This window comes from Devosia soli, assembly GCF_000970455.1.
Taxonomy (GTDB): domain Bacteria; phylum Pseudomonadota; class Alphaproteobacteria; order Rhizobiales; family Devosiaceae; genus Devosia; species Devosia soli.
The window spans coordinates 118,743-143,790 of record NZ_LAJG01000014.1 but is presented as its reverse complement, the minus strand read 5'-3'; the positions used below and the strand labels follow the sequence as shown (position 1 = coordinate 143,790).

Here is a 25,048-nt window from a genome sequence, read left to right as displayed (position 1 = left end):
CTATTCCGCTGTCGTTTTGGGCAGCTTCTTACCGAACTGCTTTTTCCAATGCACGCATCGACCAGGCGAGTAATCCCGCTGCGCGTTCCGCTGTTCCGGCTTCAACATAGGATCGCAATTCGGGGGCATTCCCTGATGCCCGGAAGTGGACAGTCTCGCCGCTCTTGAGGTGAAACTGCAGTCCGTCGATTGCATTCACATTGGCAATTTCGAGCGGCGCGAAAACCTCGGCAGCATAAGCGCTGTCTTCCTGCAATCGCGCAAGAAACGGCCCGCTACGTTCGGCCGGCACATTCTGCAGGCGATCGGCAACGGCAACCTGCAGCGGCAGGCGCCGGATAAGCTCTGCCACCGATATTCCCTCGGCGGCGGCAAGGCCGAGGGCAGCGATTACGGGAAGGATAGCGTCGCGGGTCGGCAGCGGCGCAAGGTCAAACCCATCGCCCACGAAAGTTCCGCCATTGGCCTCAAAGCCCACGACCTTTTCGGCGTTCTCCATCTCCGCGACAACGAAGGGCGACCCCACGCGCGTGCGGACGACATCGCTGAAATAGCCGGTGCGCTCGATGGCGGAGTTTGACGTCACCGGCGTGACCACCGTCTTGGCCCCAAGGAACCGCGCCGCAAGAAGTCCCAGCGCATCGCCCCGCACGAACTTTCCCTCCGCATCCATCACCAGCGGCCGATCCGCGTCCCCATCGGCGGAGACGATAGCGTCGAGGCCATGATCGTTGACCCATCCCGGCAGCGGGGCAAAAAGAGAATCGGAAAAGGCCTCGGTATCGACCGGCACGAAAGTCTCGCTCCGGCCGAGTGGTACGATCTGGGCACCGAGCGCACCGAGCACGTCGCCGAGAAGATCGCGGGACACGGTCGAGTGCTCGAAAACACCGATCGTCCAGCCCTTGAGCTCGCCTTTGGCCAGCAGCCCGACGCACCGATCGCGATAGGCCTTGAGCGTCACGACATGTTCGTTCTTCGCTTCGCCATCCCAATCGGCCACGTCGGCTTCGCTCAGCGCGGCAACGATCCCGAGTTCGTCCGCCTTGCTGACTTCGCCCGCGGGTTTGTAAAACTTGAGCCCGTTGCGGTCGGCCGGAATATGGCTGCCCGTGATCATCACCGCCGCGCTTCCCGTCGTCATGGCCTGCAGCGCCAGCGCCGGCGTCGGTACGGCGCCGCAGTCGATGGGCTCGAAGCCCGATGCCGCGATCGCCGCAAGGCAATCATCGGCGATCCCCGGGCTCGATGGCCGTAGGTCATAGCCCACCAGCACCCGTCCGCCAGTCATCTGCTTCGAACTCTGCAGATGCTTGAGAAACGCGGCGACATAGCGCCGGGCCGGCTGGCCCTTGAGGTCAACGACAAGGCCACGTACGCCGCTGGTGCCGAATTTCAGGGTCATGAATGCTTCCGGAGGGTTGAGGTTCAGTCTTCGAATGTTGGTTTGCCGCGGCCCTGCTTGATGCCCGACCGGTTGGTCTTGGCATCGAGCCGCCGCTTCTTCGAGGCAAGGGTAGGGCGGGTTGCAATGCGCGGCTTGGGCACGAAGGCACCCTCGCGCAGCAATGCCACGAGCCGCGCCAGCGCCTCGGCGCGATTGAGCGGCTGGTCGCGATGGCTGTTGGATTGGATGACGATCACGCCATCCTTGGTCAGCCGGCTGCCCGCAAGCACCGCGACGCGCCGCTTCATCGGCTCGGGAATGTTTGGGGAATTCTCTAGATCGAAGCGCAACTGCACCGCGCTTGCGACCTTATTGACGTTTTGTCCGCCGGGTCCTGCGCCGCGAACGAACGTTTCCTCGATCTCGGATGGATCGATGGAAACAGAGCGGGTAATGGCGATTGGGTCGGCCATGATCCCGCGCTGTCCTTATCGTTTCCAGCGGCCAGTGAAATAGACCTCTTCATCATGGATGATGCGGCCCTTTTCCGTCGTCCGGAATTTGCCCGGCTCGACCTCTTCGACCCACTTCTTCTTCAGCATGCCGGCAAAGGTCTTTTCGCCGATATCCTTGAAGTCATCCGGGCCAAGGACATTGTCCTCGCCCAGATGATAAAGCGCCTTCATTTCGCGATTGGACGGACGCTGCGGCATTCTTAGGCTGCCTGCGCCTTGTCCTTGAGATCGGGCGGAGTCGCCTCGGCGAGAAGCGAGACGATCGCTTCCATCGATGGCATCACCTTCTGACCCTCGGTGCCCAGGCGACGCACGGAAACCGTGCCTTCCTCGGCCTCGCGCTTGCCCACGACGAACATCAGCGGCACTTTTTGGACCGAGTGCTCACGCACCTTGTAGTTGATCTTCTCGTTGCGCGTATCGAGCTCGGCGCGGATGCCGGCAGCCTGAAGCTGGTTGACCAACTTCTGCCCATACTCATCCGCTTCCGACACAATAGTCGCAACGACGACCTGGGTCGGCGCCAGCCACATCGGCATCTTGCCGGCGTGATTCTCGATCAGGATGCCGATGAAGCGCTCGAGCGATCCCAGGATCGCGCGATGCAGCATCACGGCAAACTGCCGCGAACCGTCCTCGGCGACATAGGTCGCATTCAGGCGCTCGGGCAGCACATAGTCGAGCTGCAGCGTCCCGACCTGCCACGAGCGGCCGATCGCGTCCTTGAGATGGAATTCGAGTTTGGGCGCATAAAACGCGCCTTCGCCTTCGGCGATCTCGAAGTCATAGCCTGTTGCGCGCAGGGCATCGCCCAGCGCCTTCTCGGCCGTATCCCAGCGCTCGATCGTGCCGCCGAATTTCTCCGGCCGCGTCGCGAGCTTGATCACCACATTGTCGAACCCGAGGTGCCCGTAAACCGAATAGAGCAGGTGCACAAAGTGCTCCGTCTCGCTCTGAATCTGGTCTTCGCGGCAGAAGATGTGCGCGTCGTCCTGGGTCATCTGCCGCACGCGCATCAGGCCATGAAGTGCACCATGGGCCTCGTTGCGGTGACAGCAGCCGAACTCGGCCATGCGCAGCGGCAGGTCGCGATAGCTCTTGATGCCCTGGTTGAAAATCTGCACGTGTGCCGGGCAGTTCATCGGCTTGAGCGCCAGGAGGTCGCCGCCGTTCTCGAAGATCGGCTTGTCGTCTTCCGTGTTCGGCACCTGGTCGGGCACCACGAACATGTTTTCGCGATACTTGCCCCAGTGGCCTGACATTTCCCAGAATTTGGAATGCATCAGCTGCGGCGTCTTCACCTCGACATAGCCTGAGGAGTTGAGACGACGGCGGATATAGGCTTCCATTTGATTATAGATGACGAAGCCGCGCGGATGCCAGAACACCGAACCCTGCGCCTCGGCCTGGAAGTGGAATAGGTCGAGGTCCTGGCCGATCTTGCGATGGTCGCGCTTTTCCGCCTCTTCCATCATCAGGAGATAGGCGTCGAGCTCTTCCTTGGTGGCAAAAGCCGTGCCGTAGATGCGGCTCAGCACTTCGCGATTGCTGTCGCCGCGCCAATAGGCGCCGGCCACCTTGGTCAGCTTGAACGCCTGGCCGACATCCTTGACGGTTCGCATGTGCGGCCCGCGGCAGAGGTCGATCCACTGGCCCTGCTTATACATCTTCAGCGATTGATCGGCCGGAATCGCATCAACCAGCTCGACCTTGAAGTCTTCGCCCTTGGCGCGGAAAAAATCCTTGGCCTGATCGCGGCTCCAGACCTCCTTGGTGAAGGCCGCACCGCGTTCGATGATCTCGCTCATCTTCTTTTCGATGATGCGCAGCTCATCTTCCGTGAACGGACCTGCCGGACGGTAGAAGTCGTAATAAAAGCCGTTCTCGATCACGGGACCGATCGTCACCTGCGTATCCGGCCAAAGCTCCTGCACGGCTTCGGCAAGCACGTGCGCGGCATCGTGCCGGATCAGCTCCAACACGTCCTTGGAGCCGGAATCGCGCGTCACAAATTCGATCTTGCCGTCGGCTTCCAGCACATCGGAAAGATCCGAAAGCACGCCGTTCCAGCGCATCGCAACCGTCTTCTTGGCCAGCGACTTGGAGATTCCCTCGACCACGGTGGTGCCGGTGGTGCCGCGCGGAAATTCGCGAGATGCACCATCGGGGAACGTCACCATGATCGACATTTGAAGTCTCCAGAAAATTGGAAATTATGCAGCGCCATTCGCTGCAAGGCGGCCTGAATAGCATGCTTTTGCCGTCATGCCAGCCCTTAGGGATGCACTGGTGTCATTGGTTTGGCGCAAGTCTTCTGAAGTCCGAATGGCGAGGTGCCGCACAAGGTGAGCCCTCGAACCACGATGACGTGCGAGTGGAGAGATGGTGCCGCGCCCACCCTTCTGCCCGCATCTCCATGTCGTCAGCGCCGGGCCTGTCCCGGTGGTCCATGCGGAGGCAAGGTGGATTGCCCGGACGAGCCGGGCGATGACGATGGACCTTTGAGCTCACAGATGGCTGTCCGTCGCAGGGCGAGCACTCAGCCGATCACCGCCACCGCCCATAGGTCCAGGGCAAATACCACCGTGCCCTGCTGGGCGCTGCCTCCGGCAACGGATCGTAGCCATGCGTGCCTCCCGGACGGCACCGGGAGAACCGCGACAACCCCATCCAGCCGCCCGGCCAGAAACCGAATTGCCAGATGGCGTCTCGCGTATATTCAGAGCAGCTCGGCATGTGCCGGCATGTCCGCCCGACGAATGCCGACAGAGTGTAGCGATAGAGCGTAATCAGAAAAACGGCCGCGAGCTTGAACGGAAAATCGATAGCGCGCCCAAGAAGCAAAAGGGCGTCTCTCATCGAGCCTTCAAGCTCTCGATAGCGTCGCAGACCGCGTCGAACACCAGCATGGTCGAGGCATGGCGCGCCGGAAAATCCCTTACCGGTTCGAGATAGGCCAGATTCGACCATTTTCCGTCTGGCGGTTGCCCCCCATCCTTCAGCATAGCCAGCATCTGTGCGCGCAGTGCCGTGAAATCTGAAACGCTTGTCCCGACGACGGCCTTGGCCACGATCGCCGCTGAAGTCTGCCCCAGGGCACAGGCGGAAACCGTGTGGCCATATCCGGTGATGATCCCATCGGCCACGGCGATGTCGACCTCGATGATCGAGCCGCAGACGCGGCTAACTTTGCGCGCAGATGCGTCCGGAGCCGCCAAACGGCCCGGCTGGATTGCATTTCCAGCAATCTCGAGAATCTTGTCCGAATAGAGCTCGCTCAGCGCCATCTACAAAAATTCGGCTTCTTGTTCCTGTCTTGTCCGCCTTCTATATAGGGGGACCTATAAGGACTGCCAGGGTTATAAGATCCCCGACTGGTCCAAACGGCATGAGGTTGCGTAGTTAACCCTGGTCAATGAGCCTTAGGAGTTCGCCGTGGACGCGTCTATCAAATCGGTTTTTCCTGCGCCTTTGTCATCCACGGCTCTGCCGCGTCCGACGCGCGAAGAAGCAGAGGCAGCCGTGCGTACCCTGATTGCCTGGGCCGGTGACGATCCGAACCGTGAAGGCTTGCTTGAAACGCCTTCGCGTGTCGCCAAAGCTTATGGCGAACTCTTCGCCGGCTATGGCCAGGACGCCAAGGAAATCCTCTCAAAAACCTTCCGGGAAGTCGGCGGCTATGATGACATCGTCTTCGTGCGCGATATCCCATTCTATGCCCATTGCGAGCACCACATGGTGCCGTTCTACGGCAAGGCGCATATCGCATACTTGCCGCATGATGGCGTGGTCGGCCTCTCCAAGCTGGCCCGCTTGGTGGAAGTTTTCGCCCGTCGCCTGCAGACGCAGGAAACGATGACCGCGCAGATCATCGATGCCATCAACGAAAACCTCAATCCGCGCGGTGCCGCCGTGATGCTCGAGGCCGAGCACATGTGCATGACTATGCGCGGTGTGCGAGCGCACGACGTCAAGACCATCACCCATCGGTTCACCGGCGTCTTCGCGGAAGACCGGATCGAGCAGGATCGCTTCTTCGTGATGATCAACCGGCGCTAGAGGTTTCCGCTGCCCGCTCAGATTTCGGCGCGCATCGCCTCCGCAATGACCCGGAAGTCGTTTTCGGAGATTTCGAAGATACCGAACCGCATCTGGTAACCCCAGTTGCGGTTTCCGCGTGTGAATTCGAGCCCGTCGAGCAGAGGCGTAATCGGCGCTTCGGTGGCATCAAGGTAATCGACATTGCGGCGCCAGGGCGTGAAATCACCGCCCATCTCGCCCTGATAGAGCTCTTCGTCTCGGACGCGCCCGATGGTCGTAAAGCTCTGCAGTTTGTCCTTGCCGTCGATCGTTTCTGCTGGCGAATAATAAACAATGCCATCACCGGCGCGAATGCGCTGAAGCGGGGCTTTCTTGCCGTGGTTGACTTGCATGAAGCCGACCTTGCCCCGGCGCGCATGCCCGGCTGACGCCACTGCGATCCAGAATTTTGTCATGAACCATCTCCTTTGCTTCAGAGACTAGACCGGAGACATGCCAGATTTCGGCAGTGGCATTTGCTGCGAAGTCGCGCTAGAGCCACGCAACCTGATGAGCTTGATCCGAATGACCATTTTTGCCGATCCCAAATCCCTGAGCCACGAAGAACTCGAAGAGGGCGCCGAGTTCGCCCCACGCTTTGACGCGCACGGGCTGATCACTGTCGTGACGATCGAAGAGGGCAGCAAGGACGTTCTCATGGTCGCGCATATGAACGCCGAAACGCTTGGCCTTACTCTAGAGACCGGCATCGCCCACTATTGGTCGCGGTCGCGCAAGGCGATCTGGAAGAAGGGCGAGACCTCAGGAGAGCTACAGGAGGTTGTCGAGCTGCGCACCGACTGCGACCAGGATTGCCTCGTCATGACCGTCCGCCAAACCGGCCGCGGCGCCGCCTGCCACACCGGCCGCAAAAGCTGCTTTTATCGGCGTGTGGAGCTCACGGATGGCTCGGCACGGCTTCAAGACACGGGTCTGCACAGACTGTTCGATCCGAAAAACGTTTACGGAAAGTAGATCACTCGCGGCTCGATGAGGTCGTCCGGGACGTAAGCTACATCGTCATTGCCGGGCGTGTCCCGGCAATCCATCTAGCCTTCGCCTGGATTACCGGGACAAGCCCGGTGGTGACGGCACATGGAGCCTGGGGGCCGTAGCCGAGTCTAGCCTACCCGCCCTGATAAACGCTGGTCAGCACCTCGATTTCGCGTGAGCCGCCTGAAACCACCTGGACTTCGCGGTTATAAACCTTCTCGCCCTGCTTGGCCAAAACCAGATAGTCGCCTTCCGCAAGAACGGTCGTGGGGAACGCGCCGCGGTCGGTAAAGACGGTGGCGCCGTCAGGAGTCTTGATGGTCCATTCCACGTCGGCGATCGCCTCGCCGCCTTCGACCGAAACCAGTTTCAGCGAAACTTCGCTTGCGTGGTGGTAGAGCGTTGCATCGGTCAGTTCGCCCGCCTCGACCCGCAGATCGGCGCGAACGACGGCATTGATGGTCCCGAAATGTGAGACGATGTGATAGGTGCCGGCGTTGAGGGTGATGATGTCGTTCGGCGGCAGGTTTTCCGCGATCAGAACGCGATTGCTTTCCTCACCAGCGGTAAAAATGTCAAAGTGCAGTTGCGTGGGCTCGATCGGGATATCGCCCGTTACAGCTGAGTTGAGGCGCAGCGCGCCGGCCTCAAGGTCGATGATCTTTTCGTTGTTCCCGGTCGTCACAGAAAGAGCTTCGCTCAACTGCGCCCGGCCATAGGCGACGTGCACAACATATTCGCCGGGCGGCAGATCGAGCTTGGCCGTGCCTTCCTCAGATTTAGCGACCAGCTTCATGTTGCCTGATGCATCCGGCACTGTATCGAACACGCGCCAAACGACGCCGTCGGGGATGGCCGGGCCGTCCTGCGTGATCCGAGCGGAAAGCGTTACCGATTGCGGCGTAGTCGTTATCGCCTCGATCGCCTGCGTCGCAGTGCCCTTCGCCTCGCCAGCAGGAATTGCCGTCGTCGCATCACGATCCGGCCGTGGACGGGGCAGGGGCGGAATTTCTGCACTTTCCTGCGCAATGACGACCGGGTCGACGGCAAGGGAAATTGCGCTCAGGCTGAGCATGGCACAGGCAATCAGGCGAAAGAGAGGTGGCATATGTGTTCGGGCCATCGCGTCACGTCGGGAACATCGCCCGCGACTCCGGGGAGCCTTACGAAGCGAATGCGGAAAAGCTGTGTCACAACCAGTGCGGCTTGAAAACCGGTAGTAGTTTGGGCCAAAGCATTTTCCCAAGGCCCACACACCGTTCTGCCAGGAACCCATTATGCCAGCAAATCCCGCCCTGCGCGATTACCTCCTTACCCGCCGCTCCGTTGGCCAGGCATTTCTCGCCGAACCCGGCCCGACGCCCGAAGAGATGAAGACGCTTTTCACGATCGCCACCCGCGTTCCCGATCATGGCAAGCTCGCTCCCTGGCGTTTGGTGACGTTTACCGGCGATGCGCGCCGCGCCGCTGGCGAAAAGCTCGCTGAAATCGCTAAGCGCCGTCGCCCCGAGCTCGATGACGCCAGCCTTGAAAACGAGCGCCGCCAATTTCTGCCAGCGCCGCTGGTCGTCGGGGTCATTTCGACCGCCAAGCCGCATGTCAAAATTCCAGAGTTCGAGCAGCTGCTCTCGGCCGGCAATGTCGCGTTCAATCTGGAACACGCAGCCTATGCCCTCGGCTTTGCCGCCAGCTGGACCACCCGCTGGTTCACTTTCGATGAGGAGGCTGCCGCCATGCTCGGGGCGAAGGAGGGCGAACGTTTCATCGGCTTTGTCCACATCGGAACCCCGACGATTGCCATCGAAGACCGCCCACGTCCCGATTTAAGCGAAATTGTAACGGAATGGCGCGCTTGACGCTGTCGGCGATAACGGACTGTTAACGATCCTGAGGCATTGGTTAATGCAATCTTAGCATTAGCCGCAGGCCATTTATGGGCGTTCAGTCCATCTCCGTTCCGCAGTATCTCGCCTCCGCCTTGACCTCGGCTGGCGATCGCAGCGGCGTGGACTTTTCTTATCTGCTGCAGACGGCAATGCGGGAGAGCAGCCTTAATCCATCAGCAAAAGCAAGCACTTCGTCAGCCGTCGGGCTCTTTCAGTTCCTCGAAAGCACCTGGTTGCAGGTCATGAAAGAGCAGGGGCCCCGCCTCGGCTACGGCCAATATGCCGCCGAGATCACCCGGCGCAGCGATGGCTCCTACACCGTTGCGGACCCCGCGCGGAAAGAAGCCATCCTCAAGCTGCGCGAAGACCCTCAAATTGCCGCCGATCTAGCCGCTGCCTTTACCCGATCGAACGGTGAATATCTCCGCCAGCGATTCGGACGGAACCCGAGCGGCGGCGAGCTCTATATCGCCCATTTCCTTGGCGCCGAGGGGGCGGAGCGCATGTTCAAGGCGGGTCTCGAAAACCCTGACCAGCTGGCGGTAAATCTCTTTCCGCGCCAAGCAGATGCGAACCAGGCAATCTTTTATAGCAATGGCCAGCCGCGCACGATCCGCGAGGTTTATCGCGTGCTCGTGGCCAAGCACGAAGGTGGCACGAACGCCGCCTTTTCGACCCAGCAGATGTCCGGGGATAACCCCGTGCCGGCCGCGCAGCTGCCGCCCGTGCCGTCGCGATTCTCCCCAGCCAACATGTCCTTCACGGGCCTCTTCAAGAACGAAGCGGAAACGCCCGACGCCCCTCCCGCCGGCGGCGCCGCATTTTTCACTCAGCTCTACGCCCGCTGAAGGTTAAGCGACTGTTTTCGCTTATGGTGAACCGTTCCTTAAGCAGTCTGCACTAGGCTTCTCTTCGCTCGAGTGCGGAGAGTTTTGTTATGGTCGAGTATAGCGAGTTTGTCCGGCTTTCCCGGTCCACCGACAGCGACGAGCGCGGCCACGCAGCCCATTTGGCCGCCTTGGCTTATCTCGACCACGACGGTCCTGCCGACGAGCACGCAGCGCTCTATGCAGCACTGATCGGTTTTCTCGATGATCCTTCCGTCAAGGTTCGCGCGGCACTGGCCTATGGTTTGCTGCATTCGACCGAGGCGCCACGGCCGATCATCATGGCGCTATTGCAGGACAGTCCGATCATTTCACGGGCGATTCTGCAGTATTCCCCGTTGCTTATCGATGCTGACCTCCTGAGTGCGATTCGCAAGGGCGATGCTTCAATCTGGCTCGCGATCGCCCAGCGCACCAAGATTTCCGTCCGTATTGCCGCGGCGCTCATCGATCACGGCGACGACGAAATAGCTCTGTTGCTGCTGCGCCGAAGCGATATCACGATCGAGCCCGCGCTGCTGATCGACCTTGCCCGCGATCATGGGACAGTCGCTAAGTGGCGCGGAGCACTCCTGTCGCGAACGGACCTGCCCGCGCCGGCGCGGCTGATTCTCGTGCAGCGCGTGGCCGAGGCGCTCCGAGAGACGCGGATCGTCCGAGGGGCGCTCACGGCCGACCGGTTGAACCGTTTGCTGCGCGATGGCGCTGACACCGCCGTCTCGACAATCGGGGAGGCTGAGGCCTGTCATCGGCGGCGCGATTTTGTTCAGGATCTGGTCGGTTCGAGCCAGCTCAATTCCCGCATCCTTCTGCATGCCGTCGTTACCGGCCACGTGATGTTTTTCGCTTCCTGCATTGCCGAACTCGCCGACGTCACGCGGGATAAGGTCTTCAGCTTGCTTGAAAATGGCAGCCGCGCCGCGCTTTCGGCGCTGTTTCTGCGTGCCGGATTGGCGGGCGAACTTGGCAAGGTCTTGGTGCGCCTCGTGCTTCACGCGCGAACGGCGGATCTTGCTGACGACATCGCCGCGCGCCACTATGTCGTGACGGCGCTGACCGAAGAACTCATTGCTGACTTCGAGGGTGCGATCCCTCCCGAGCTCGAAGAGACGTTTGCCTATCTTAGCGAGCAGAACATCGCGCTGGCCCGCAGGGCGGCGCGCGGGGTTATGAAGGCCTTTTCCGAAATGACGCAGTCGGCAATGTCGCTGGCGGCTCTGCAAGGGGCACCGCGCCTGCAACTGCCCGCGGCGTAATCAGAATTTGAATTGTTCGCTGAGGACGCGTTCTTCAAGGCTCTTGCCGGGGTCGAACAGCAAGGTGACGCCGTGAGATCTATCCTCACGCACGGTCACTTCCCGCACGTTCTGGATTTCGACGTTATCCGCCACGGCGCTGACGGGGCGCTTTTCCGCTTCGCGCAAGGTGAACCGCACCTCGGCGCGATTGCTGAGGATAGCACCGCGCCAGCGGCGGGGGCGGAAGGGAGACAGCGGCGTCAGTGCGAGCAATGGCGCTTCGATCGGCAGGATCGGCCCATGTGCGGAGAGGTTATAGGCCGTCGAGCCGGCAGGAGTGGACAGAAGTATCCCGTCACAAATCAGCTCGTCGAGACGGATCTCGTTGTCGACGCTAATCTGAATTTTAGCGGCCTGGTGGGTGGAGCGGAACAGCGAAACCTCGTTGAAGGCCAATGCTTTCTGGCGATTCCCAGACGCATCGAGAACATCCATCGAAAGGGGGTAGATTTTTGTTCTCTGCGCTGAGATGAGGCGTTGCACGATGTCCTGCTCGGAAAAGTCGTTCATCATGAAGCCGACCGAGCCGAAATTCATGCCGTAGACCGGCACATCGCTCGTCATCACGCGGTGCAGCGTTTGAAGCATCAAGCCATCGCCGCCCAAAGCGATCACGAAGTCGGCGTCCTCCGGGGCAATATCGCCGAATTGCTGGCGCAAGCGCGCTGCCGCCGCATCAGCGCCGGGGGTCTCATTGGTGACGACTGAGACGCGTGGATTGCCTTGACCGCTCACATTGTACCCCAAATGAATGCGGGCGAGATGCCGCCAATGCTGCGGTAATGGTGCCGGCAGCAGGGTTCGAACCCGCGACCCCCTGATTACAAATCAGGTGCTCTACCAACTGAGCTATACCGGCGTGGTGGAGGCCGTTTAGCATTGGGGCTGGACACCCGCAAGGGCGTCACAGCACCTGATGCATATTCACGGTGTTTTCTTGCTTTTGTCTTGTGCTCCAGCGTCCGTCGGTTGCTCGACCTTCTCGGGCTTGTTGGCCTTTTTGCCAAGATCATCGACATTGTCGTCCATCTGTTCGCCCGCGCCGGTCTCCAGCGGTGCAGGTTTGGATTGTTCCTTAGTCATGGTTGGCTCCTTTTTGCTCAAGGTCCAATCCTGCTGCGTTCCAGAAGTTCCCCGCCAGCTGTCGAGATGCTGGGGGCATTTGAGAGAATTTTTTTTGCGCGATCGGTGGTCCGGGCGAAGCGGGCATCAAGTGAAAATGGGACAGCCCGCGATGGCTTGGCACCGTCTGTGACGGCGCCGCACAAATTTGCTTTGGGCGCAAGAAAGCCCAGCATTTCCAGCGTTTTCAGCCTTGCTGCGTGTAGGGCGGACCAGTACCTAGAAACGATCCGACGTCTGTACGCAAATGACGATCTAAAGGCTAGTGACCGTGACCCTCAACCGGCTGACCCATCTCCAAGCGCTTGAAGCGGAAAGCATTGAGGTTCTTCGCGAGGTTGCGGCGAGTTTTGAGCGGCCGGTGATGATGTATTCGATCGGCAAGGATTCGAGCGTTCTGCTGCATCTGGCGCGCAAGGCGTTTTATCCGAGCAAGATTCCCTTCCCGCTGCTCCATGTCGATACGACGTTCAAGTTCAAGGAGATGATCGCCTTTCGCGATCAGACGGCCGAGGACTACGGCTTTGACCTCATCCGCCATACCAATGCAGATGGCGTGCGCGATGGGATCAATCCGTTCGACCATGGATCCTCGCGGTATACCGACATCATGAAAACGCAAGCTTTGCGGCAGGCGCTCAATGCCGGGCGTTACGATGCGGCGATCGGCGGTGCGCGGCGCGACGAGGAAAAGAGCCGGGCCAAGGAGCGTGTGTTCTCCCATCGCAATGCGAGTCACGCCTGGGATCCGAAGAACCAGCGGCCCGAACTCTGGCGGGTGTTCAATACCCGCCTCAATCCGGGCGAAAGCATGCGCGTGTTTCCGATCTCCAATTGGACCGAGCTCGACGTCTGGACCTATATCTACGCCGAGAACATCCCCATCGTGCCGCTCTATTTCGCCAAGCCGCGGCCGGTGGTGGAGCGCTCCGGCACCTTGATCATGGTCGATGACGACCGCCTGCCGCTGGCGCCGGGCGAAACCCCGCGCCTGGAGACCGTGCGATTCCGCACGCTGGGCTGCTATCCGCTGACCGGTGCGATCCGCTCCGAGGCGGCCGATCTGCCCTCGATCATCATGGAAATGCAGGCAAGCCGCACCTCAGAACGCGAGGGGCGCCTCATCGACAGCGACTCCGTCGGGTCGATGGAAAAGAAGAAGCAGGAAGGCTATTTCTGAGCATGATTTCTGACTTGGCCACTCCCGACACCGACCTTGATCTTTGGCTCGCCCAGCAGACTGATAAATCGCTGCTGCGCTTTCTGACCTGCGGGAGCGTCGATGACGGCAAGTCGACCCTGATCGGGCGTCTGCTCTATGACAGCCAGTTGATCCTTGATGACCAGCTCGCCAGCCTCAGAAAGGAGAGCCACAATCGCACGGTGGGCGAGGAAGGCATCGACTTTTCGCTGCTGGTGGATGGCCTTGCCGCCGAGCGCGAACAGGGCATCACCATCGATGTGGCCTATCGCTTCTTTTCCACCGACAAGCGCAAGTTCATTGTCGCCGATACGCCCGGCCACGAGCAATATACCCGCAATATGGCGACGGGCGCCTCGAACGCCGACCTCGCACTCCTGCTTGTCGACGCGCGTAAGGGCCTGCTGACCCAGACGCGCCGCCACAGCTTCATTCTCTCGCTGGTGGGCGTGAAGCACGTGGTGCTGGTGGTTAACAAAATCGACCTCGTCGGCTACGACCAGGCGGTCTTCGACCGCATCGAGGCAGACTATCGCGCCTTTGCGAAGGATCTCGGTTTCCAAACCCTGGCGGCAGTTCCGGTTTCGGCTTTGCGCGGGGACAACATTGTTGAAAAGAGCGAGCGCATGCCATGGTTTGCCGGCTCGCCGCTGGTGCCTTATCTCGAAGCTATCGAAGTGGCACAGGATCGCACGCAAGGGGCATTCCGCTTTCCTGTTCAATGGGTCAACCGGCCCAATCTCGATTTCCGCGGCTTTTCCGGTACGGTGGCTTGGGGCCGTCTCACCGTTGGCGACGATGTCCTGGTCGCGGCTTCGCGAAAACCCGCCAAGATCGCCCGCATTGTTACCATGGATGGCGATCTCGATTCCGCCATTGCCGGACAGGCGGTTACGCTTGTCCTCGACCGTGAGATCGATGTCTCGCGGGGCGATGTGCTTGCTCACCCGGGCAGCGTGCCGGATTATTCCAACCAATTCCAGGCGCGACTGATCTGGATGAACGACGAGCCCGCCTTCCAGGGGCGTTCATATCTGCTCAAGATCGGGGCCCAGGTGATGCCGGCAACGATCACCGACATCAAATTCCGCACCAACGTCAATACGCTGGAACAGGCAGCAGCCAACAAGCTCGATCTGAACGAGGTGGGCACAGTTACCATCGCCACGGATCGCCCGCTAGCCTTTGACGCGTACACAACAAATCCGCTGACCGGCGGCTTCATTCTGATTGACCGCCTTTCCAACGCCACGCTTGGTGCAGGTACGATCGAGTTCGGTCTCCGCCGGGCTCAGAACCTGACCTACCAGTCCTTTGACGTGGACCGCCAGGTGCGCGCGAAGATGAAAGGGCAGGAGGCACAGATCGTCTGGTTCACCGGGCTTTCGGGCTCGGGCAAGTCCACCATTGCCAATCTCCTCGAGAAGCGCCTCACCGCCGAGGGCCGGCACTGCTACATTCTCGATGGCGATAACGTGCGCCATGGCCTCAACAAGGATCTGGGCTTTACCGAAGCTGCGCGTGTCGAGAATATTCGTCGCGTTGCCGAAGTCGCCAAGCTTATGGCCGATGCGGGCTTGATCGTCCTGGTGTCGTTCATCTCGCCCTTCGAAAACGAAAGGCGCCTGGCGCGGGAGATCGCGGGCGACATCCGGTTCACCGAAGTTTACGTCGATACCCCGCTCGAAGTTGCCGAAGCGCGCGACCCCAAGGGCTTGTATAAGCGTGCCCGTGCCGGCGAGATCAAGAACTTTACCGGCCTCGACAGCCCGTTTGAAAGGCCCGGCAATCCGGAATTGGTGCTCCATGGCGGCACGCACGAGCCCGAAGCCTTGGCCGATGAACTTTACGGTTGGCTCAAGATTTAGCCTGTTGCCCCGATGCGTTCGGAATTTGGCAGCGGGGCAAAGTCGGACTGGTCGATGTCATTGAGCGTCTTCATGAGAAGGCCGCGGAAGACGGGCTCGGTTTCGTCGCGGTGTCCGACGATCAAGGGCGAACCATTGATCTTGCCGACGAGCGAGGACTTGATCGCCTGATCGATTTCCGGGCGCATGAGCTCCAGCGCGCGGGCACCAGGACCGACGATCAAGACGTGTGAAGGATCGTAAATGGCCAGCATACGGCTCAGGCCATATCCGATGGCGCGACCGGCAATGTTGAAGGCGTAGGTGGCTGCGCGATCCCCGCCTTCAGCTCGGTGCATAAGGGCTTCATATTGCTGAGCCGGAACCGCCGGAGCAGGCTGGGCGGTCTCAGGCACCGAATACGCATTGCGGAGGACTGCATAATCGGCCGCATAGGCCTCGATGCATCCACGCATGCCGCAACGGCACAAAGCGCCATTCGGCATGTGATTCATGTGGCCGAATTCCGTGGCGCCCTCGTCTCCGCGACCCATGATCTGACCGCGGAAGGTCACGCCCATAGCGACGGTGGACCCGATAAAAACAGTCGCCACGCTTGCTTCATGGAGAGCCGGATCAAGCCATCTCGCGCCTTCAGCGAGAAGCCTTCCGCGTTTGTGAAGCGTAACGGGCAGGTTGCAGATCTGCGCTAACTCATCCGCAAAAGCGGAGCCGGCAAGGTGCTGGATGGGAGACCAGCGGAGGCCTTTGCCCTCGCGATCAAGAATACCTTGAACCGAGATTGCAACACGACGAAGCGTAGCGGGAGCAGTAGGCGTCCGTGAAAGCAGGGCCGTCAGCCGATCGGAAAGGAACTCGCTGGGCGCCAGCTTTGCAAACGTCGTTGGCGCCAGATCGGTCTCGATGCGGTCGACAAGCACACCGCCATAATCGACAAGGGAAAGCCGGGCGCGATTGACGTCGATTTCGAAGAGCGCAGCGTGGGCGGCATTGCGTTCGAAATTGACAAAAGTGGCGGGGCGCCCCCGCGAACGCCCGTCGGGACGCTCCGCCGGTAGCTCGGCGACCAGACCTTGGACAAGCAGATCGGACATGATTGCGGTAATGCTGGCGTGGCTAAGTCCTGTCAGGGTCGCCAGCGCTGTGCGCGACTGTGCGCCCTGCATGCGCAGCGCACTTAAAACCAGTCCCCGGTTGTGCCGCCGGACGCTATCGCTGTCGCTGACGGTACGCGTCAAGCGGCTAACTCCCTTACTCCCGGCCCCAAGACACCAAAGCTGCGGAAAGGAAGCAACAGGGATTTTCTTCGGGGCTCGAAATTGACGTTGACACGTTGCGACACGACATGCGACTTCTTTTTTCGAGCATTGAAAATAATGCTCTGGCAGGTGTTGATCGGCCTTGGGAGTAGGGGGCCAGACACGGCATTTTGGGCAGGCGATGCCCATTGGGAGGACATCATGAATAAGCTCTTTGCGGTCTTGCTCGCCTCGACCGTCTTGACCGGTGCCGTTGTGGCGCAGGATGCAATCACCGTCGGCGTGTCTTGGAACAACTTCCAGGAAGAACGCTGGAAAACGGATGAAGGCGCCATCAAGGCGGCCCTCGAAGCTGCTGGCGCTCAGTATATTTCGGCTGACGCTCAGTCGTCCGCTTCCAAGCAGCTCACCGATATTGAAAGCCTAATCAGCCAGGGTGCCGATGCGATCATCGTGTTGGCTCAGGACAGTGAGGCCATCGGGCCCGCCGTCGCTGCTGCTGTCGCCGAAGGCATTCCGGTGGTTGGCTATGATCGGCTCATCGAAAATCCAGATGCGTTCTATCTGACGTTCGACAATAAGGAAGTAGGCCGCATGCAGGCTCAGGGCGTCTTCGATGTCCAGCCTGAAGGCAACTACGTGTTCATCAAAGGCAATTCGGCCGACCCCAACGCGGACTTCCTGTTCGCCGGCCAGATGGAAGTGCTGCAGGCTGCCATCGACGCAGGCAAGATCAAGAACGTCGGCGAAGCCTATACCGACAACTGGAACCCGGAAGTCGCTCAGGCGAACATGGAACAGTTCCTGACCGCCAATAACAACGAAGTCGATGCAGTCGTGGCGTCGAACGATGGCACCGCCGGTGGCGCCATTGCCGCGCTCTCCGCACAGGGTTTGGCGGGGTCAGTGCCCGTTTCCGGTCAGGACGGTGACCATGCTGCCCTCAACCGCATTGCGCTGGGCACCCAGACAGTGTCGGTTTGGAAAGACGCTCGCGAACTCGGCAAGCGCGCCGCGGAAATCGCGGTCGAACTGGCTGGTGGCACGGCGCTGGACGCGGTGACTGGCGCGACCAAGTTCTCCGATGGCCCGAAGGGCGTCGAAATGAATGCCGTGTTGCTGGCGCCGATCCCCATCACCAAGGACAACCTCAACGTCGTTATCGACGCGGGTTGGGTAACCAAGGACGTGGTCTGTCAGGGTGTTGCCGCTGGTACGGTAGCTGCCTGTAACTAAGAGCCAAAACGGCTAAACTGGTTGCTTGCGCACGCGTGGCGCTACAGTAATCAGACTGCGCTCCGGCCGAATGCCGGAGCGCCGTTTGCACGGGAGACCTGAATGGCCGATCAGCACGCCATTTCCACCCCTACCCATCCCAGCAGCTTTGCGCAAAACCCAATCCAGCGCTTTCTGGTGGCGACTGAGATTGATACGCGTCTGCTTGGCATGATCGGCGCGCTGGCCATCATCTGGGTCGGCTTCAACATATTTTCGGGCGGATTATTCCTGACGCCGCGCAACCTCTGGAATTTGTCTGTCCAGACCGCCTCAGTGGCCGTGATGGTTACGGGCATGGTGCTGGTAATCGTAACGCGCAATATCGACCTTTCGGTGGGCTCGATCCTCGGGCTCGTCGCAATGGTCATGGGGATCACCCAAACCGAAATTTTGCCGGTGCAATTGGGCCTGGGTCTCGGGCATCCGCTGATCTGGATGCTCTCCCTTCTCGCAGGGTTGGTCGTTGGTGTTGGGATTGGCGCATTGCAGGGCGCGATCATCGCCTATCTGCGCGTCCCGGCGTTTATCGTGACGCTTGGCGGCTACCTCGTGTGGCGTGGCGCAGCCTGGTGGGTCACGATGGGCCGAACAGTCGCACCCATGGATTCCACGTTCCAGCTCATCGGCGGCGGGCCGGCAGGTTCGATCGGCTTTACCTGGAGTTGGGTTGTCGCCGTCATCGCCTGCTGCGCCATCGGGGCGGGTATCTTCTTCGGCCGCCAACAAAGACGCCGGTTCAATTTCCCCCAGCGGCCGTTATGGGCCGAGCTTTCCCTGGCCATTCTCGGCTGCGGCGCGACCATCGCCGCCGTGTGGGTGGCAAACGCCTATCCCTGGCCGGTTCGCATCGCTGAAAACTACGCAAAGGCCAACGGCTTGGCTGTGCCAGACGGCGGCCTTTTCATCTCGCACGGCATTGCCATACCGGTGATAATCGCCGTTGCCGTCGGTGTGGCAATGACGTTCCTCAGCCGCCGCACACGGTTCGGTCGCTACGTCTATGCCATGGGTGGCAACCCTGAAGCCGCCGAACTCGCGGGCATCAATACCCGCTGGGTGACGGTCAAGATTTTCATGCTGATGGGCGGACTCTGCGCCATCGCGGCGGCCATATCGAGCGCGCGCCTCAACGCCGCAACCAATGCTCTCGGAACGCTCGACGAGCTCTATGTCATCGCAGCTGCTGTTATCGGCGGCACATCCCTGGCTGGCGGCGTCGGCACGATCGCAGGCGCGCTGTTGGGCGCCGTGGTTATGCAGTCGCTGCAATCGGGGATGGTGTTGATGGGGCTTGATAGCCCGCTGCAATCCATCGTTGTCGGTATCGTCCTGGTGTTCGCCGTATGGCTCGACACGCTCTACCGCCGGAACAAGCAATAGTATCATGGGTGGGAGTGACACCATGCTGGACGCCAGCACGCCCCTCGTCGAAATGACCGATATCTCGATTGCCTTCGGTGGCATCAAGGCGGTCGATCATGCTTCGATCAGCCTGAACCGGGGCGAGGTCGTCGGTCTGCTAGGCCACAATGGCGCGGGGAAATCGACGCTGATCAAGATCCTGTCCGGAGCCTATAAGCGCGATGCCGGCGACATTCGGATTAACGGCGAAACGGCGACGATCAACAATCCGCGTGACGCCAAATCTTACGGGATTGAAACCATCTACCAACAGCTCGCCGTGGCCGACAATGTCGACGCGGCGGCCAATCTATTTCTCGGTCGTGAAATGATCACACCTCTTGGGACGCTGGATGACGCCGCCATGGAATCGCGGGCCCGGGAAGTCATGGGGCGCCTTAACCCAAACTTCCGGCGCTTCAAGGAGCCGGTGAAGGCGCTTTCCGGCGGGCAAAGGCAGTCGGTCGCCATCGCGCGTGCCATCCTGTTCAACGCGCGGATCCTAATCATGGATGAGCCAACTGCAGCTCTAGGGCCGCAGGAAACCGCTCAGGTTGGAGATCTGATCAAACAGCTCAAATCCGACGGCATCGGCATTTTCCTGATTTCACACGACATCCATGATGTCTTCGATCTCGCCGATCGGGTGGTTGTCATGAAAAACGGCCAGGTGGTGGGCGAGGCGCGGACAAGCGAGGTGACGAAAGACGAAGTGCTGGGCATGATCATCATGGGTAAAGTGCCGCCTGGCGCCCGGCCAGGTCCGGGAGCCATTGCTGGGTGAGGACGTTGCGTGCTCACCCCTATAGGCGGTGTGGAGCGTCAAATGTCACAGGAAACAGAGCGAAGATTTGCGTCCTTCGCGATAGAGCGCGTGATGCCGCGCCATGCGCCGTTCTACTTCGGCCTGCTTTTTGGCGTGGTTGGATTGCTGATCGCGCTGCTCGTAGCACCCAAATATGCAATTAGCTTTGGCGCCAACTGTCTTTTTGCGGCTTATCTTGGACTGACAGCGATCAAGCTGCCACGTTTGACCGCGGCTTATCTGCGCGAGCATGCTCGCGACGAAGATACGCCAGGCTCCGGCATCATCGTTGTCGTCTTGGTTGTGGTCGTCGCATCCGTCGTCTCGCTCTTTCTGGCGCTCAATCAGGACGGCGGCCCGGAAATCGGCGAGGTTATCGCCAGCGTTGCGTCTGTGATCCTGGGCTGGTTCACCGTTCAGGTGATGGGCGCGCTGCATTATGCCTACGAATACTATCAGGTGGCCGACTCTTCAGACGGTGAAAGATTCGAAGGCGGGCTAAACTTTCCCGGTGACGAGGATCCTGACGGCATATCTTTCTTCTATTTCTCCTTTACGGTTGGGACTTCGGTCGCCACCTCGGACACAAAGGTCGCCAGCAGTGCGATGCGCCGTCGCGTCATGGTGCATCTGGTGTTTGCTCATTTCTACAACACGATCCTGCTTGCTGCCGCAGTTAATGTGATGCTGGGGGCAGGTGGCTAATGGCTCCATTGCCAAGAGGCGCTGGTCTTTCTATTGGTCCCGGCAAACGCGGAGCCACCTGAATGCTGCCGATCTACTATATCAATCTGGCAAACCGGCGCGACCGCCGCGCTTTCATGGAGAACCAGTTTTCTCGGCTGCAGTTGAGCGGGACCCGGATCGAGGCTGTCACGCCGGCAGACATCTCCGCAGAGGACATTGACCGGTTCTGCAATCCTTTGCGGCCGAGCTTTCTTCGCAGAAATGAGCTGGCGTGCACGCTCAGCCACGAGCGATGCTGGCAATCCATGCTCGATAGTGGAGCCGAACGGGCCCTTGTTTTTGAAGATGACGTCCGCTTGGCCTCCGCATTGCCAGCGTTCCTAAAAGCGGTCAGCCAGGTGGATGCAGAGCTGATCCGAATCGATGCCTTGGGCGGCACGATCCGAGTTTATCCGCCCCATGCCGAGGCTGGAGGTATCCGGCTGCGAAAATTCAGGTCGACGCCCATCGGGGCCGCTGGGTACGTGATCTCGGCATCAGCCGCGCGCAAGCTGCTCGGCGATCCTGATCTTCGGCACCGGCCTGTCGATCTGGCTCTCTATGATCCATTTGACGGACCCGGCGCTCGAATATCCCGTGTGCTGACCGATCCAGCTCTTTGCCAGCAGGTGGGGGAACTCGACCAAAAAGTTGGTCAGAGCAATATCGTCGCAGATGGCATCACGCATATTTATGCGCAGCGTCACCCGCTTCGGCACCGCGCGTCCAAGCTGAGAACGGGGATCAGGCGCGGCTTGCGCAACGCCGTCGACCATTTCGCTCAGCAAAAGCTCGGGCTTGAACGTCGGCTTATTCCCATGGCGACTGAGAACTGAACGAAGCATTTTCCAAAGCTTTGGGAAATCCATCGCATAGTGCAAATCCTGTTGCATCATATCAAGAGGTCAAATAGGTACAGCCCCAGAGGCCGCGTGGCGGAGTGGTGACGCAGCGGATTGCAAATCCGTGCACCCCGGTTCGATTCCGGGCGCGGCCTCCAAAATTTCCTTCACTTCTGTTTTGGTTCGCGAGCAAAGCGTTGCTCACGCGCGATTGTCGGCTTGCCAGCATTTATCGACGCCTATATTCACGTCCGCCATATGAAAGTTTATTCGACGGTCGGACATGGACGAGTTCTCTAGCGCGCGTATGGCGATGATCGACAGCCAGCTGCGCAGCAGTGGGGTTTCGGACCGGCGCATCTTGAACGCTATTGCCACATTACCTCGCGAACGCTTTGTTGCGCCTCACCGGCGCACGGTCGCCTATGTCGACGATTTGCAACCCCTTGGGCATGAGGGCAGGTTTTTGCTGTCGCCAAGCCATTTTGCGCGGATGGCGCAGCTCGCCAACGTCTGCGAAACCGATCGTGTTCTCGATGTTGGTGCCAGTACAGGCTATACGACGGCAATTCTTTCTCAGGTCGCTCGAGACGTTGTCGGGTTGGAATTTGACGCCGATCTTGTTGTGCAAGCGGTAGAGAATCTTAGAAAATTGGTCATCGAGAATGCCACCGTCGTCCATGGACGGCCCGATTCCGTGCGTGACGAGATTTTCGATGTGGTCATTCTAGAAGGGGCGGTGGACGATCGTCCGGATGACTTGATCGCGCTGCTTGGAAAGAATGGGCGGCTCGTCGCGCCTATCCTCAGGCGCGGGGTCGCGGTAGTCCATGTTTTTGTTAATACCGCAGACGGCGTAATCTCCACGTCAGAGTTCGATGCGACTATGCCGCGCTTGTGGAATTGGACGCCCGAGCAGCAATTCGTCTTCTAATTGGCGCGTTGTTGCGAATCGGTCACCTCTTCGCACGAAGCCTGAGTTAATATTTTTCTGGCATGGTGTGAGTCGTTGTAGACCCCAGCTGCTGGGCGTATGGGTAATGGGTCGAAGTCGGGGTATCCATGGTGAATAGGTTTATTTCGGCGAGCACGTTCGCCCTTCTGCTGGCGCTCTCGGCTAGTGGCGCAGCACATGGCCAGTCGATCACCCAAGCGTTGACGGCGGCTTATGATCACGCGCCGGACCTGCAGTCTGCGCTACTCGAAGCGAAAGCTTCGGCAGAAAGCATCGTCCAAGCCAAATCGCAAAAGTTGCCGACGATCGGTGCTTCGGTGGCCGGCAGTCAAAGCTGGAGCCTTGTGGGCGGCCAGATCACGACCGGAAGCCAGATCACCACGGGCGTTTCGTACAACCAGACCATCTTCGATAATTTCCAGACCGAAGCGCAGATCGAGCAGGCCCGCGCAGCCGCTGAACTGGCCGAATACCAGATCCGCAACTCAGAGCAGAACGTGCTGCTCTCGGTTGTCGAAGCCTATATGAACGTGCTGAGCGGACGACAGCTCGTCGCTCTTCGCCAAGATAACCGCAGCTTCTTCCAGGCCCAGTTGCAGTCGGCGCAGGATCGCCTCGATGTCGGTGAGGGTACCCGGATTGACGTTGCGCAGGCGCAGGCTCGCCTGGCACAGGGCGAAGCAGCCTATCGTGCGTCGCTTTCGTCCCTTGAAGTCAGCCAGGCAACGTTCCAGCGCCTTGTCGGCGCTCGTCCGGGTGAACTCAGTTCTTCGCACAACTATGCCCGCCTCATTCCCGCTTCGCTCGATGCGGCGCTGGCGGAAGCAGAGGTCGGCCATCCGGCGATCATGATTTCCAAGGCAGCTATCCGCGCCGCGCAAGCGGGCAGCGACGCAGCCGAAGCCGCATTTGGTCCAACTGCGACGATCAATGGCCAGGTCGGCAGCCGTTGGACAAATGGCGGGCCGACTGATGGCTTGAGCGGTTCCCTGGGCTTCCAGGTGACTGTGCCGATCTATGCCGGCGGTGCGATCGGCGCAGGGGTGCGCAAGGCCAACCTTAATCAGATCAAGTCCGAAGTCGACGCCATGTCGACTTACGATCAGGTGCGCGAGGCCGTTATTTCGGCGTGGGCCGGAATTCAAAGTGCGGATGCGCAGATCCAGGCGGCGCAATCGGCAGTGCAAGCCGGCAATACAGTGCTGGAGGGGACCATCCAGGAACGCGATCTTGGAACGAGTACGACGCTCGACGTGCTGAATTCGCAGGCCGAGCTCACCAGCGCTCGCGAAGGCCTCATCAATGCCCAGACCCAGAAGGTCATTGCGACGTTCTCGCTCCTCTCGGCAATGGGAAGACTGACCGCGTCTGACCTGGGGCTGCCGGTCGAGGTCAAGTCCGCCGTTAATTATACTCAGTCCGTCGAGGACGTTTGGCAGGAACTTCGCACCGTCGCGGAGTAAACGCAGTGGTATCCAGTTCTTGTGGCCGGGCTCGTCCCGGCCACAAGTTTTTGTGGAAGACGCTCTTGGGGGGCGCCGGTGGATTCCTATGTCTGACGGAACCGGTTAATCTATGTGTAACGAATCGGAACGGGTGGATGCGGATGCTCGTTTCGTGCGTCGCGCATGAGTTGAGAGGCACTTATGAACAAGCCGGCCGCCAAAGAACCGTCGATGGACGAAATCCTGTCCTCGATCAGGCAGATCATTGCCGACGATGACGAAAGTTCGGCACCGCGCCGGCCGTCTCTTCAGGTTGCTCCGGATCCGATGCAGGCAGCTTCGGTCGCCTCGACCAATTTTGGCGAGGATCACGACGATGAAGACGATAACGAGCCGCTAGCGCTCTCGTCTGCACAGATCGTGCCTGAAAATGAAGTCGTGGCCGACATGGGCTTCGAGGCTTTGCTCGCTGACGCTCAGAAGGAATCGAAGCGCGACGATGGGCCGCGGCTCGTCGTTCCGGATGATGTCAGCTTTGCAGCTCCGGAGCCAGAGCCGGAGATTGCCGAATTGCCGACGTTTAATCCGGCTCCAAGCTTTTCCGCCGATCCTGAACCGGCCGAACCAGAATTTGTTGACGAACCAGAAGTCGAGTCTGCGCCAGTGCTATCTTCCTTTAGCCACGATGACGATCAGCCCGTAGCCGAAGCTGCACCGGAGCCTGTTTTTGCACCGCGTCCTTCTGTTGCTTCGGTTTCTCCGATGCCCGATCCGAAGCTCAGTTCCGACTTGGCCGACAGTCTGTTGGAGACCACCACCAAAGCTGCCGTGCGTGGGTCAATCAGCAAGCTTTCGGCCGCAGGGCTGGGCATGCTGGCGTCGCCAGCGCTCGGCAATGGCAACATGACCATCGAGTCCATGGTTCGTGAAATGTTGCGTCCGATGCTCAAGGAATGGCTGGACGAAAATCTGCCGTCTGTGGTCGAGCGCATGGTCGAAAAGGAAATCGCCCGGGTCGCGCGCGGCGAATGATCGGATCGATAAGCGCGCAGGGTGCTTTTCCTGTCCGCCGCAGTTGACCCTGCGACGCGCTTTTGCTT

The 25,048-nt window shown here is 60.0% G+C and carries 26 protein-coding genes, 2 tRNA genes and 1 pseudogene; 16 read left to right on the top strand and 13 right to left on the bottom strand.

The features are described 5' to 3' along the window. Positions 1-28: 28 nt before the first annotated feature. From VW35_RS04755 to VW35_RS04735, 6 genes are all read right to left on the bottom strand, one after another. Positions 29-1,405, bottom strand: a complete 1,377-nt coding sequence (locus tag VW35_RS04755) for a phosphohexomutase domain-containing protein (protein ID WP_046141883.1) — start codon at positions 1,403-1,405, stop codon at positions 29-31. 23 nt (positions 1,406-1,428) lie between these two features. After that, positions 1,429-1,860, bottom strand: a complete 432-nt coding sequence (gene arfB / locus VW35_RS04750) for an alternative ribosome rescue aminoacyl-tRNA hydrolase ArfB (protein WP_046141882.1) — start codon at positions 1,858-1,860, stop codon at positions 1,429-1,431. A gap of 15 nt (positions 1,861-1,875) precedes the next feature. Further along, entirely contained in the window at positions 1,876-2,100 is a 225-nt protein-coding gene (locus VW35_RS04745) for a hypothetical protein (protein WP_046141881.1), read from the bottom strand. 2 nt (positions 2,101-2,102) lie between these two features. Next, positions 2,103-4,091, bottom strand: a complete 1,989-nt coding sequence (gene thrS / locus VW35_RS04740; protein WP_046141880.1) for a threonine--tRNA ligase — start codon at positions 4,089-4,091, stop codon at positions 2,103-2,105. A 358-nt stretch (positions 4,092-4,449) separates the two neighbouring features. Further along, a complete protein-coding gene (yidD, locus tag VW35_RS20900) occupies positions 4,450-4,761 on the bottom strand; it encodes a membrane protein insertion efficiency factor YidD (protein ID WP_083982434.1) in 312 nt (103 codons plus the stop codon). Then, on the bottom strand, positions 4,758-5,189 hold the full coding sequence (locus VW35_RS04735; RefSeq protein WP_046141879.1) for an iron-sulfur cluster assembly scaffold protein: 432 nt from the start codon (positions 5,187-5,189) through the stop codon (positions 4,758-4,760). The genes yidD and VW35_RS04735 overlap by 4 nt, the downstream gene beginning before the upstream one ends. Before the next feature lie 148 nt (positions 5,190-5,337). On the opposite strand from VW35_RS04735, the gene folE reads away from it, so the two are divergent. Next, positions 5,338-5,961: a GTP cyclohydrolase I FolE gene (folE, locus tag VW35_RS04730; RefSeq protein WP_046141878.1), complete on the top strand. Its 624-nt coding sequence runs from the start codon at positions 5,338-5,340 to the stop codon at positions 5,959-5,961. Positions 5,962-5,978: 17 nt separating this feature from the next. Here folE and VW35_RS04725 read toward each other — a convergent pair whose 3' ends face one another. Beyond that, entirely contained in the window at positions 5,979-6,398 is a 420-nt protein-coding gene (locus tag VW35_RS04725; protein ID WP_046141877.1) for an EVE domain-containing protein, read from the bottom strand. A gap of 109 nt (positions 6,399-6,507) precedes the next feature. Here VW35_RS04725 and hisI point away from each other — a divergent pair, with 109 nt between their 5' ends. Continuing rightward, positions 6,508-6,957: a phosphoribosyl-AMP cyclohydrolase gene (hisI, locus tag VW35_RS04720; protein WP_046142484.1), complete on the top strand. Its 450-nt coding sequence runs from the start codon at positions 6,508-6,510 to the stop codon at positions 6,955-6,957. A gap of 151 nt (positions 6,958-7,108) precedes the next feature. On the opposite strand, the gene VW35_RS04715 is transcribed toward hisI, so the two are convergent. Next, on the bottom strand, positions 7,109-8,050 hold the full coding sequence (locus VW35_RS04715) for a hypothetical protein (RefSeq protein ID WP_052951499.1): 942 nt from the start codon (positions 8,048-8,050) through the stop codon (positions 7,109-7,111). Positions 8,051-8,252: 202 nt separating this feature from the next. On the opposite strand from VW35_RS04715, the gene VW35_RS04710 reads away from it, so the two are divergent. The 3 genes from VW35_RS04710 (at position 8,253) to VW35_RS04700 (ending at position 11,004) form a co-directional block, all read left to right on the top strand. After that, positions 8,253-8,831, top strand: coding sequence for a nitroreductase family protein (locus VW35_RS04710; protein WP_046141875.1), 579 nt, complete (start codon positions 8,253-8,255; stop codon positions 8,829-8,831). Between the two features lie 77 nt (positions 8,832-8,908). Further along, positions 8,909-9,709, top strand: a complete 801-nt coding sequence (locus VW35_RS04705; RefSeq protein WP_052951498.1) for a transglycosylase SLT domain-containing protein — start codon at positions 8,909-8,911, stop codon at positions 9,707-9,709. An 89-nt stretch (positions 9,710-9,798) separates the two neighbouring features. Beyond that, complete coding sequence (locus VW35_RS04700; RefSeq protein ID WP_046141874.1) at positions 9,799-11,004, top strand: DUF2336 domain-containing protein; 1,206 nt, start codon at positions 9,799-9,801, stop codon at positions 11,002-11,004. Here VW35_RS04700 and VW35_RS04695 read toward each other — a convergent pair whose 3' ends face one another. From VW35_RS04695 to VW35_RS04685, 3 genes are all read right to left on the bottom strand, one after another. Then, positions 11,005-11,781, bottom strand: coding sequence for an NAD kinase (locus tag VW35_RS04695; RefSeq protein ID WP_046141873.1), 777 nt, complete (start codon positions 11,779-11,781; stop codon positions 11,005-11,007). 48 nt (positions 11,782-11,829) lie between these two features. Then, positions 11,830-11,905 (bottom strand) — tRNA-Thr (locus VW35_RS04690). Between the two features lie 65 nt (positions 11,906-11,970). Then, on the bottom strand, positions 11,971-12,150 hold the full coding sequence (locus VW35_RS04685) for a hypothetical protein (protein WP_046141872.1): 180 nt from the start codon (positions 12,148-12,150) through the stop codon (positions 11,971-11,973). Positions 12,151-12,439: 289 nt separating this feature from the next. Here VW35_RS04685 and cysD point away from each other — a divergent pair, with 289 nt between their 5' ends. Then, entirely contained in the window at positions 12,440-13,348 is a 909-nt protein-coding gene (gene cysD / locus VW35_RS04680) for a sulfate adenylyltransferase subunit CysD (RefSeq protein WP_425283744.1), read from the top strand. Positions 13,349-13,350: 2 nt separating this feature from the next. Further along, entirely contained in the window at positions 13,351-15,237 is a 1,887-nt protein-coding gene (gene cysN, locus VW35_RS04675; protein WP_046141870.1) for a sulfate adenylyltransferase subunit CysN, read from the top strand. Here the strand turns inward: cysN and VW35_RS04670 are convergent. Further along, positions 15,234-16,475, bottom strand: coding sequence for an ROK family transcriptional regulator (locus tag VW35_RS04670; RefSeq protein ID WP_161796858.1), 1,242 nt, complete (start codon positions 16,473-16,475; stop codon positions 15,234-15,236). The genes cysN and VW35_RS04670 overlap by 4 nt on opposite strands. Positions 16,476-16,697: 222 nt before the next feature. On the opposite strand from VW35_RS04670, the gene xylF reads away from it, so the two are divergent. From xylF to VW35_RS22250, 5 genes and pseudogenes are all read left to right on the top strand, one after another. Further along, positions 16,698-17,732 carry a D-xylose ABC transporter substrate-binding protein gene (gene xylF / locus VW35_RS04665; RefSeq protein WP_046142482.1) on the top strand — a complete coding sequence of 345 codons (1,035 nt, stop codon included), beginning with the start codon at positions 16,698-16,700 and terminating at the stop codon, positions 17,730-17,732. Positions 17,733-17,834: 102 nt separating this feature from the next. After that, on the top strand, positions 17,835-19,154 hold the full coding sequence (locus VW35_RS04660; RefSeq protein WP_046141868.1) for a sugar ABC transporter permease: 1,320 nt from the start codon (positions 17,835-17,837) through the stop codon (positions 19,152-19,154). A gap of 22 nt (positions 19,155-19,176) precedes the next feature. Next, entirely contained in the window at positions 19,177-19,959 is a 783-nt protein-coding gene (locus tag VW35_RS04655) for an ATP-binding cassette domain-containing protein (protein ID WP_046141867.1), read from the top strand. Between the two features lie 42 nt (positions 19,960-20,001). Further along, positions 20,002-20,685: a DUF1345 domain-containing protein gene (locus tag VW35_RS04650; protein ID WP_046141866.1), complete on the top strand. Its 684-nt coding sequence runs from the start codon at positions 20,002-20,004 to the stop codon at positions 20,683-20,685. Between the two features lie 62 nt (positions 20,686-20,747). Further along, positions 20,748-21,167, top strand: a pseudogene (locus tag VW35_RS22250) (glycosyltransferase family 25 protein); the annotation flags it as partial. A 36-nt stretch (positions 21,168-21,203) separates the two neighbouring features. On the opposite strand, the gene VW35_RS21925 reads toward VW35_RS22250, so the two are convergent. Beyond that, positions 21,204-21,602 carry a hypothetical protein gene (locus VW35_RS21925; protein WP_244465830.1) on the bottom strand — a complete coding sequence of 133 codons (399 nt, stop codon included), beginning with the start codon at positions 21,600-21,602 and terminating at the stop codon, positions 21,204-21,206. Positions 21,603-21,632: 30 nt separating this feature from the next. On the opposite strand from VW35_RS21925, the gene VW35_RS04640 reads away from it, so the two are divergent. The 4 genes from VW35_RS04640 to VW35_RS22120 all read left to right on the top strand — a co-directional run bounded on the left by VW35_RS04640 (position 21,633) and on the right by VW35_RS22120 (position 24,980). Then, positions 21,633-21,706: transfer RNA gene (locus tag VW35_RS04640), tRNA-Cys, on the top strand. Between the two features lie 125 nt (positions 21,707-21,831). After that, positions 21,832-22,482 carry a protein-L-isoaspartate O-methyltransferase family protein gene (locus tag VW35_RS04635; protein ID WP_046141864.1) on the top strand — a complete coding sequence of 217 codons (651 nt, stop codon included), beginning with the start codon at positions 21,832-21,834 and terminating at the stop codon, positions 22,480-22,482. Between the two features lie 128 nt (positions 22,483-22,610). After that, complete coding sequence (locus VW35_RS04630) at positions 22,611-23,966, top strand: TolC family outer membrane protein (protein WP_046141863.1); 1,356 nt, start codon at positions 22,611-22,613, stop codon at positions 23,964-23,966. 183 nt (positions 23,967-24,149) lie between these two features. Next, a complete protein-coding gene (locus VW35_RS22120) occupies positions 24,150-24,980 on the top strand; it encodes a DUF2497 domain-containing protein (RefSeq protein ID WP_046141862.1) in 831 nt (276 codons plus the stop codon). Positions 24,981-25,048: the final 68 nt, after the last annotated feature.

Coding starts and splice junctions, on each gene's coding strand:
- VW35_RS04755 (WP_046141883.1), bottom strand. CDS start 1,405: ATGACCCTGAAATTCGGCACCAGCGGCGTACGTGGCCTTGTCGTTGAC.
- arfB (WP_046141882.1), bottom strand. CDS start 1,860: ATGGCCGACCCAATCGCCATTACCCGCTCTGTTTCCATCGATCCATCC.
- VW35_RS04745 (WP_046141881.1), bottom strand. CDS start 2,100: ATGCCGCAGCGTCCGTCCAATCGCGAAATGAAGGCGCTTTATCATCTG.
- thrS (WP_046141880.1), bottom strand. CDS start 4,091: ATGTCGATCATGGTGACGTTCCCCGATGGTGCATCTCGCGAATTTCCG.
- yidD (WP_083982434.1), bottom strand. CDS start 4,761: ATGAGAGACGCCCTTTTGCTTCTTGGGCGCGCTATCGATTTTCCGTTC.
- VW35_RS04735 (WP_046141879.1), bottom strand. CDS start 5,189: ATGGCGCTGAGCGAGCTCTATTCGGACAAGATTCTCGAGATTGCTGGA.
- VW35_RS04725 (WP_046141877.1), bottom strand. CDS start 6,398: ATGACAAAATTCTGGATCGCAGTGGCGTCAGCCGGGCATGCGCGCCGG.
- hisI (WP_046142484.1), top strand. CDS start 6,508: ATGACCATTTTTGCCGATCCCAAATCCCTGAGCCACGAAGAACTCGAA.
- VW35_RS04715 (WP_052951499.1), bottom strand. CDS start 8,050: ATGCTCAGCCTGAGCGCAATTTCCCTTGCCGTCGACCCGGTCGTCATT.
- VW35_RS04710 (WP_046141875.1), top strand. CDS start 8,253: ATGCCAGCAAATCCCGCCCTGCGCGATTACCTCCTTACCCGCCGCTCC.
- VW35_RS04705 (WP_052951498.1), top strand. CDS start 8,909: ATGGGCGTTCAGTCCATCTCCGTTCCGCAGTATCTCGCCTCCGCCTTG.
- VW35_RS04700 (WP_046141874.1), top strand. CDS start 9,799: ATGGTCGAGTATAGCGAGTTTGTCCGGCTTTCCCGGTCCACCGACAGC.
- cysN (WP_046141870.1), top strand. CDS start 13,351: ATGATTTCTGACTTGGCCACTCCCGACACCGACCTTGATCTTTGGCTC.
- xylF (WP_046142482.1), top strand. CDS start 16,698: ATGAATAAGCTCTTTGCGGTCTTGCTCGCCTCGACCGTCTTGACCGGT.
- VW35_RS04660 (WP_046141868.1), top strand. CDS start 17,835: ATGGCCGATCAGCACGCCATTTCCACCCCTACCCATCCCAGCAGCTTT.
- VW35_RS04655 (WP_046141867.1), top strand. CDS start 19,177: ATGCTGGACGCCAGCACGCCCCTCGTCGAAATGACCGATATCTCGATT.
- VW35_RS04650 (WP_046141866.1), top strand. CDS start 20,002: ATGTCACAGGAAACAGAGCGAAGATTTGCGTCCTTCGCGATAGAGCGC.
- VW35_RS21925 (WP_244465830.1), bottom strand. CDS start 21,602: ATGATGCAACAGGATTTGCACTATGCGATGGATTTCCCAAAGCTTTGG.
- VW35_RS04635 (WP_046141864.1), top strand. CDS start 21,832: ATGGACGAGTTCTCTAGCGCGCGTATGGCGATGATCGACAGCCAGCTG.
- VW35_RS04630 (WP_046141863.1), top strand. CDS start 22,611: ATGGTGAATAGGTTTATTTCGGCGAGCACGTTCGCCCTTCTGCTGGCG.
- VW35_RS22120 (WP_046141862.1), top strand. CDS start 24,150: ATGAACAAGCCGGCCGCCAAAGAACCGTCGATGGACGAAATCCTGTCC.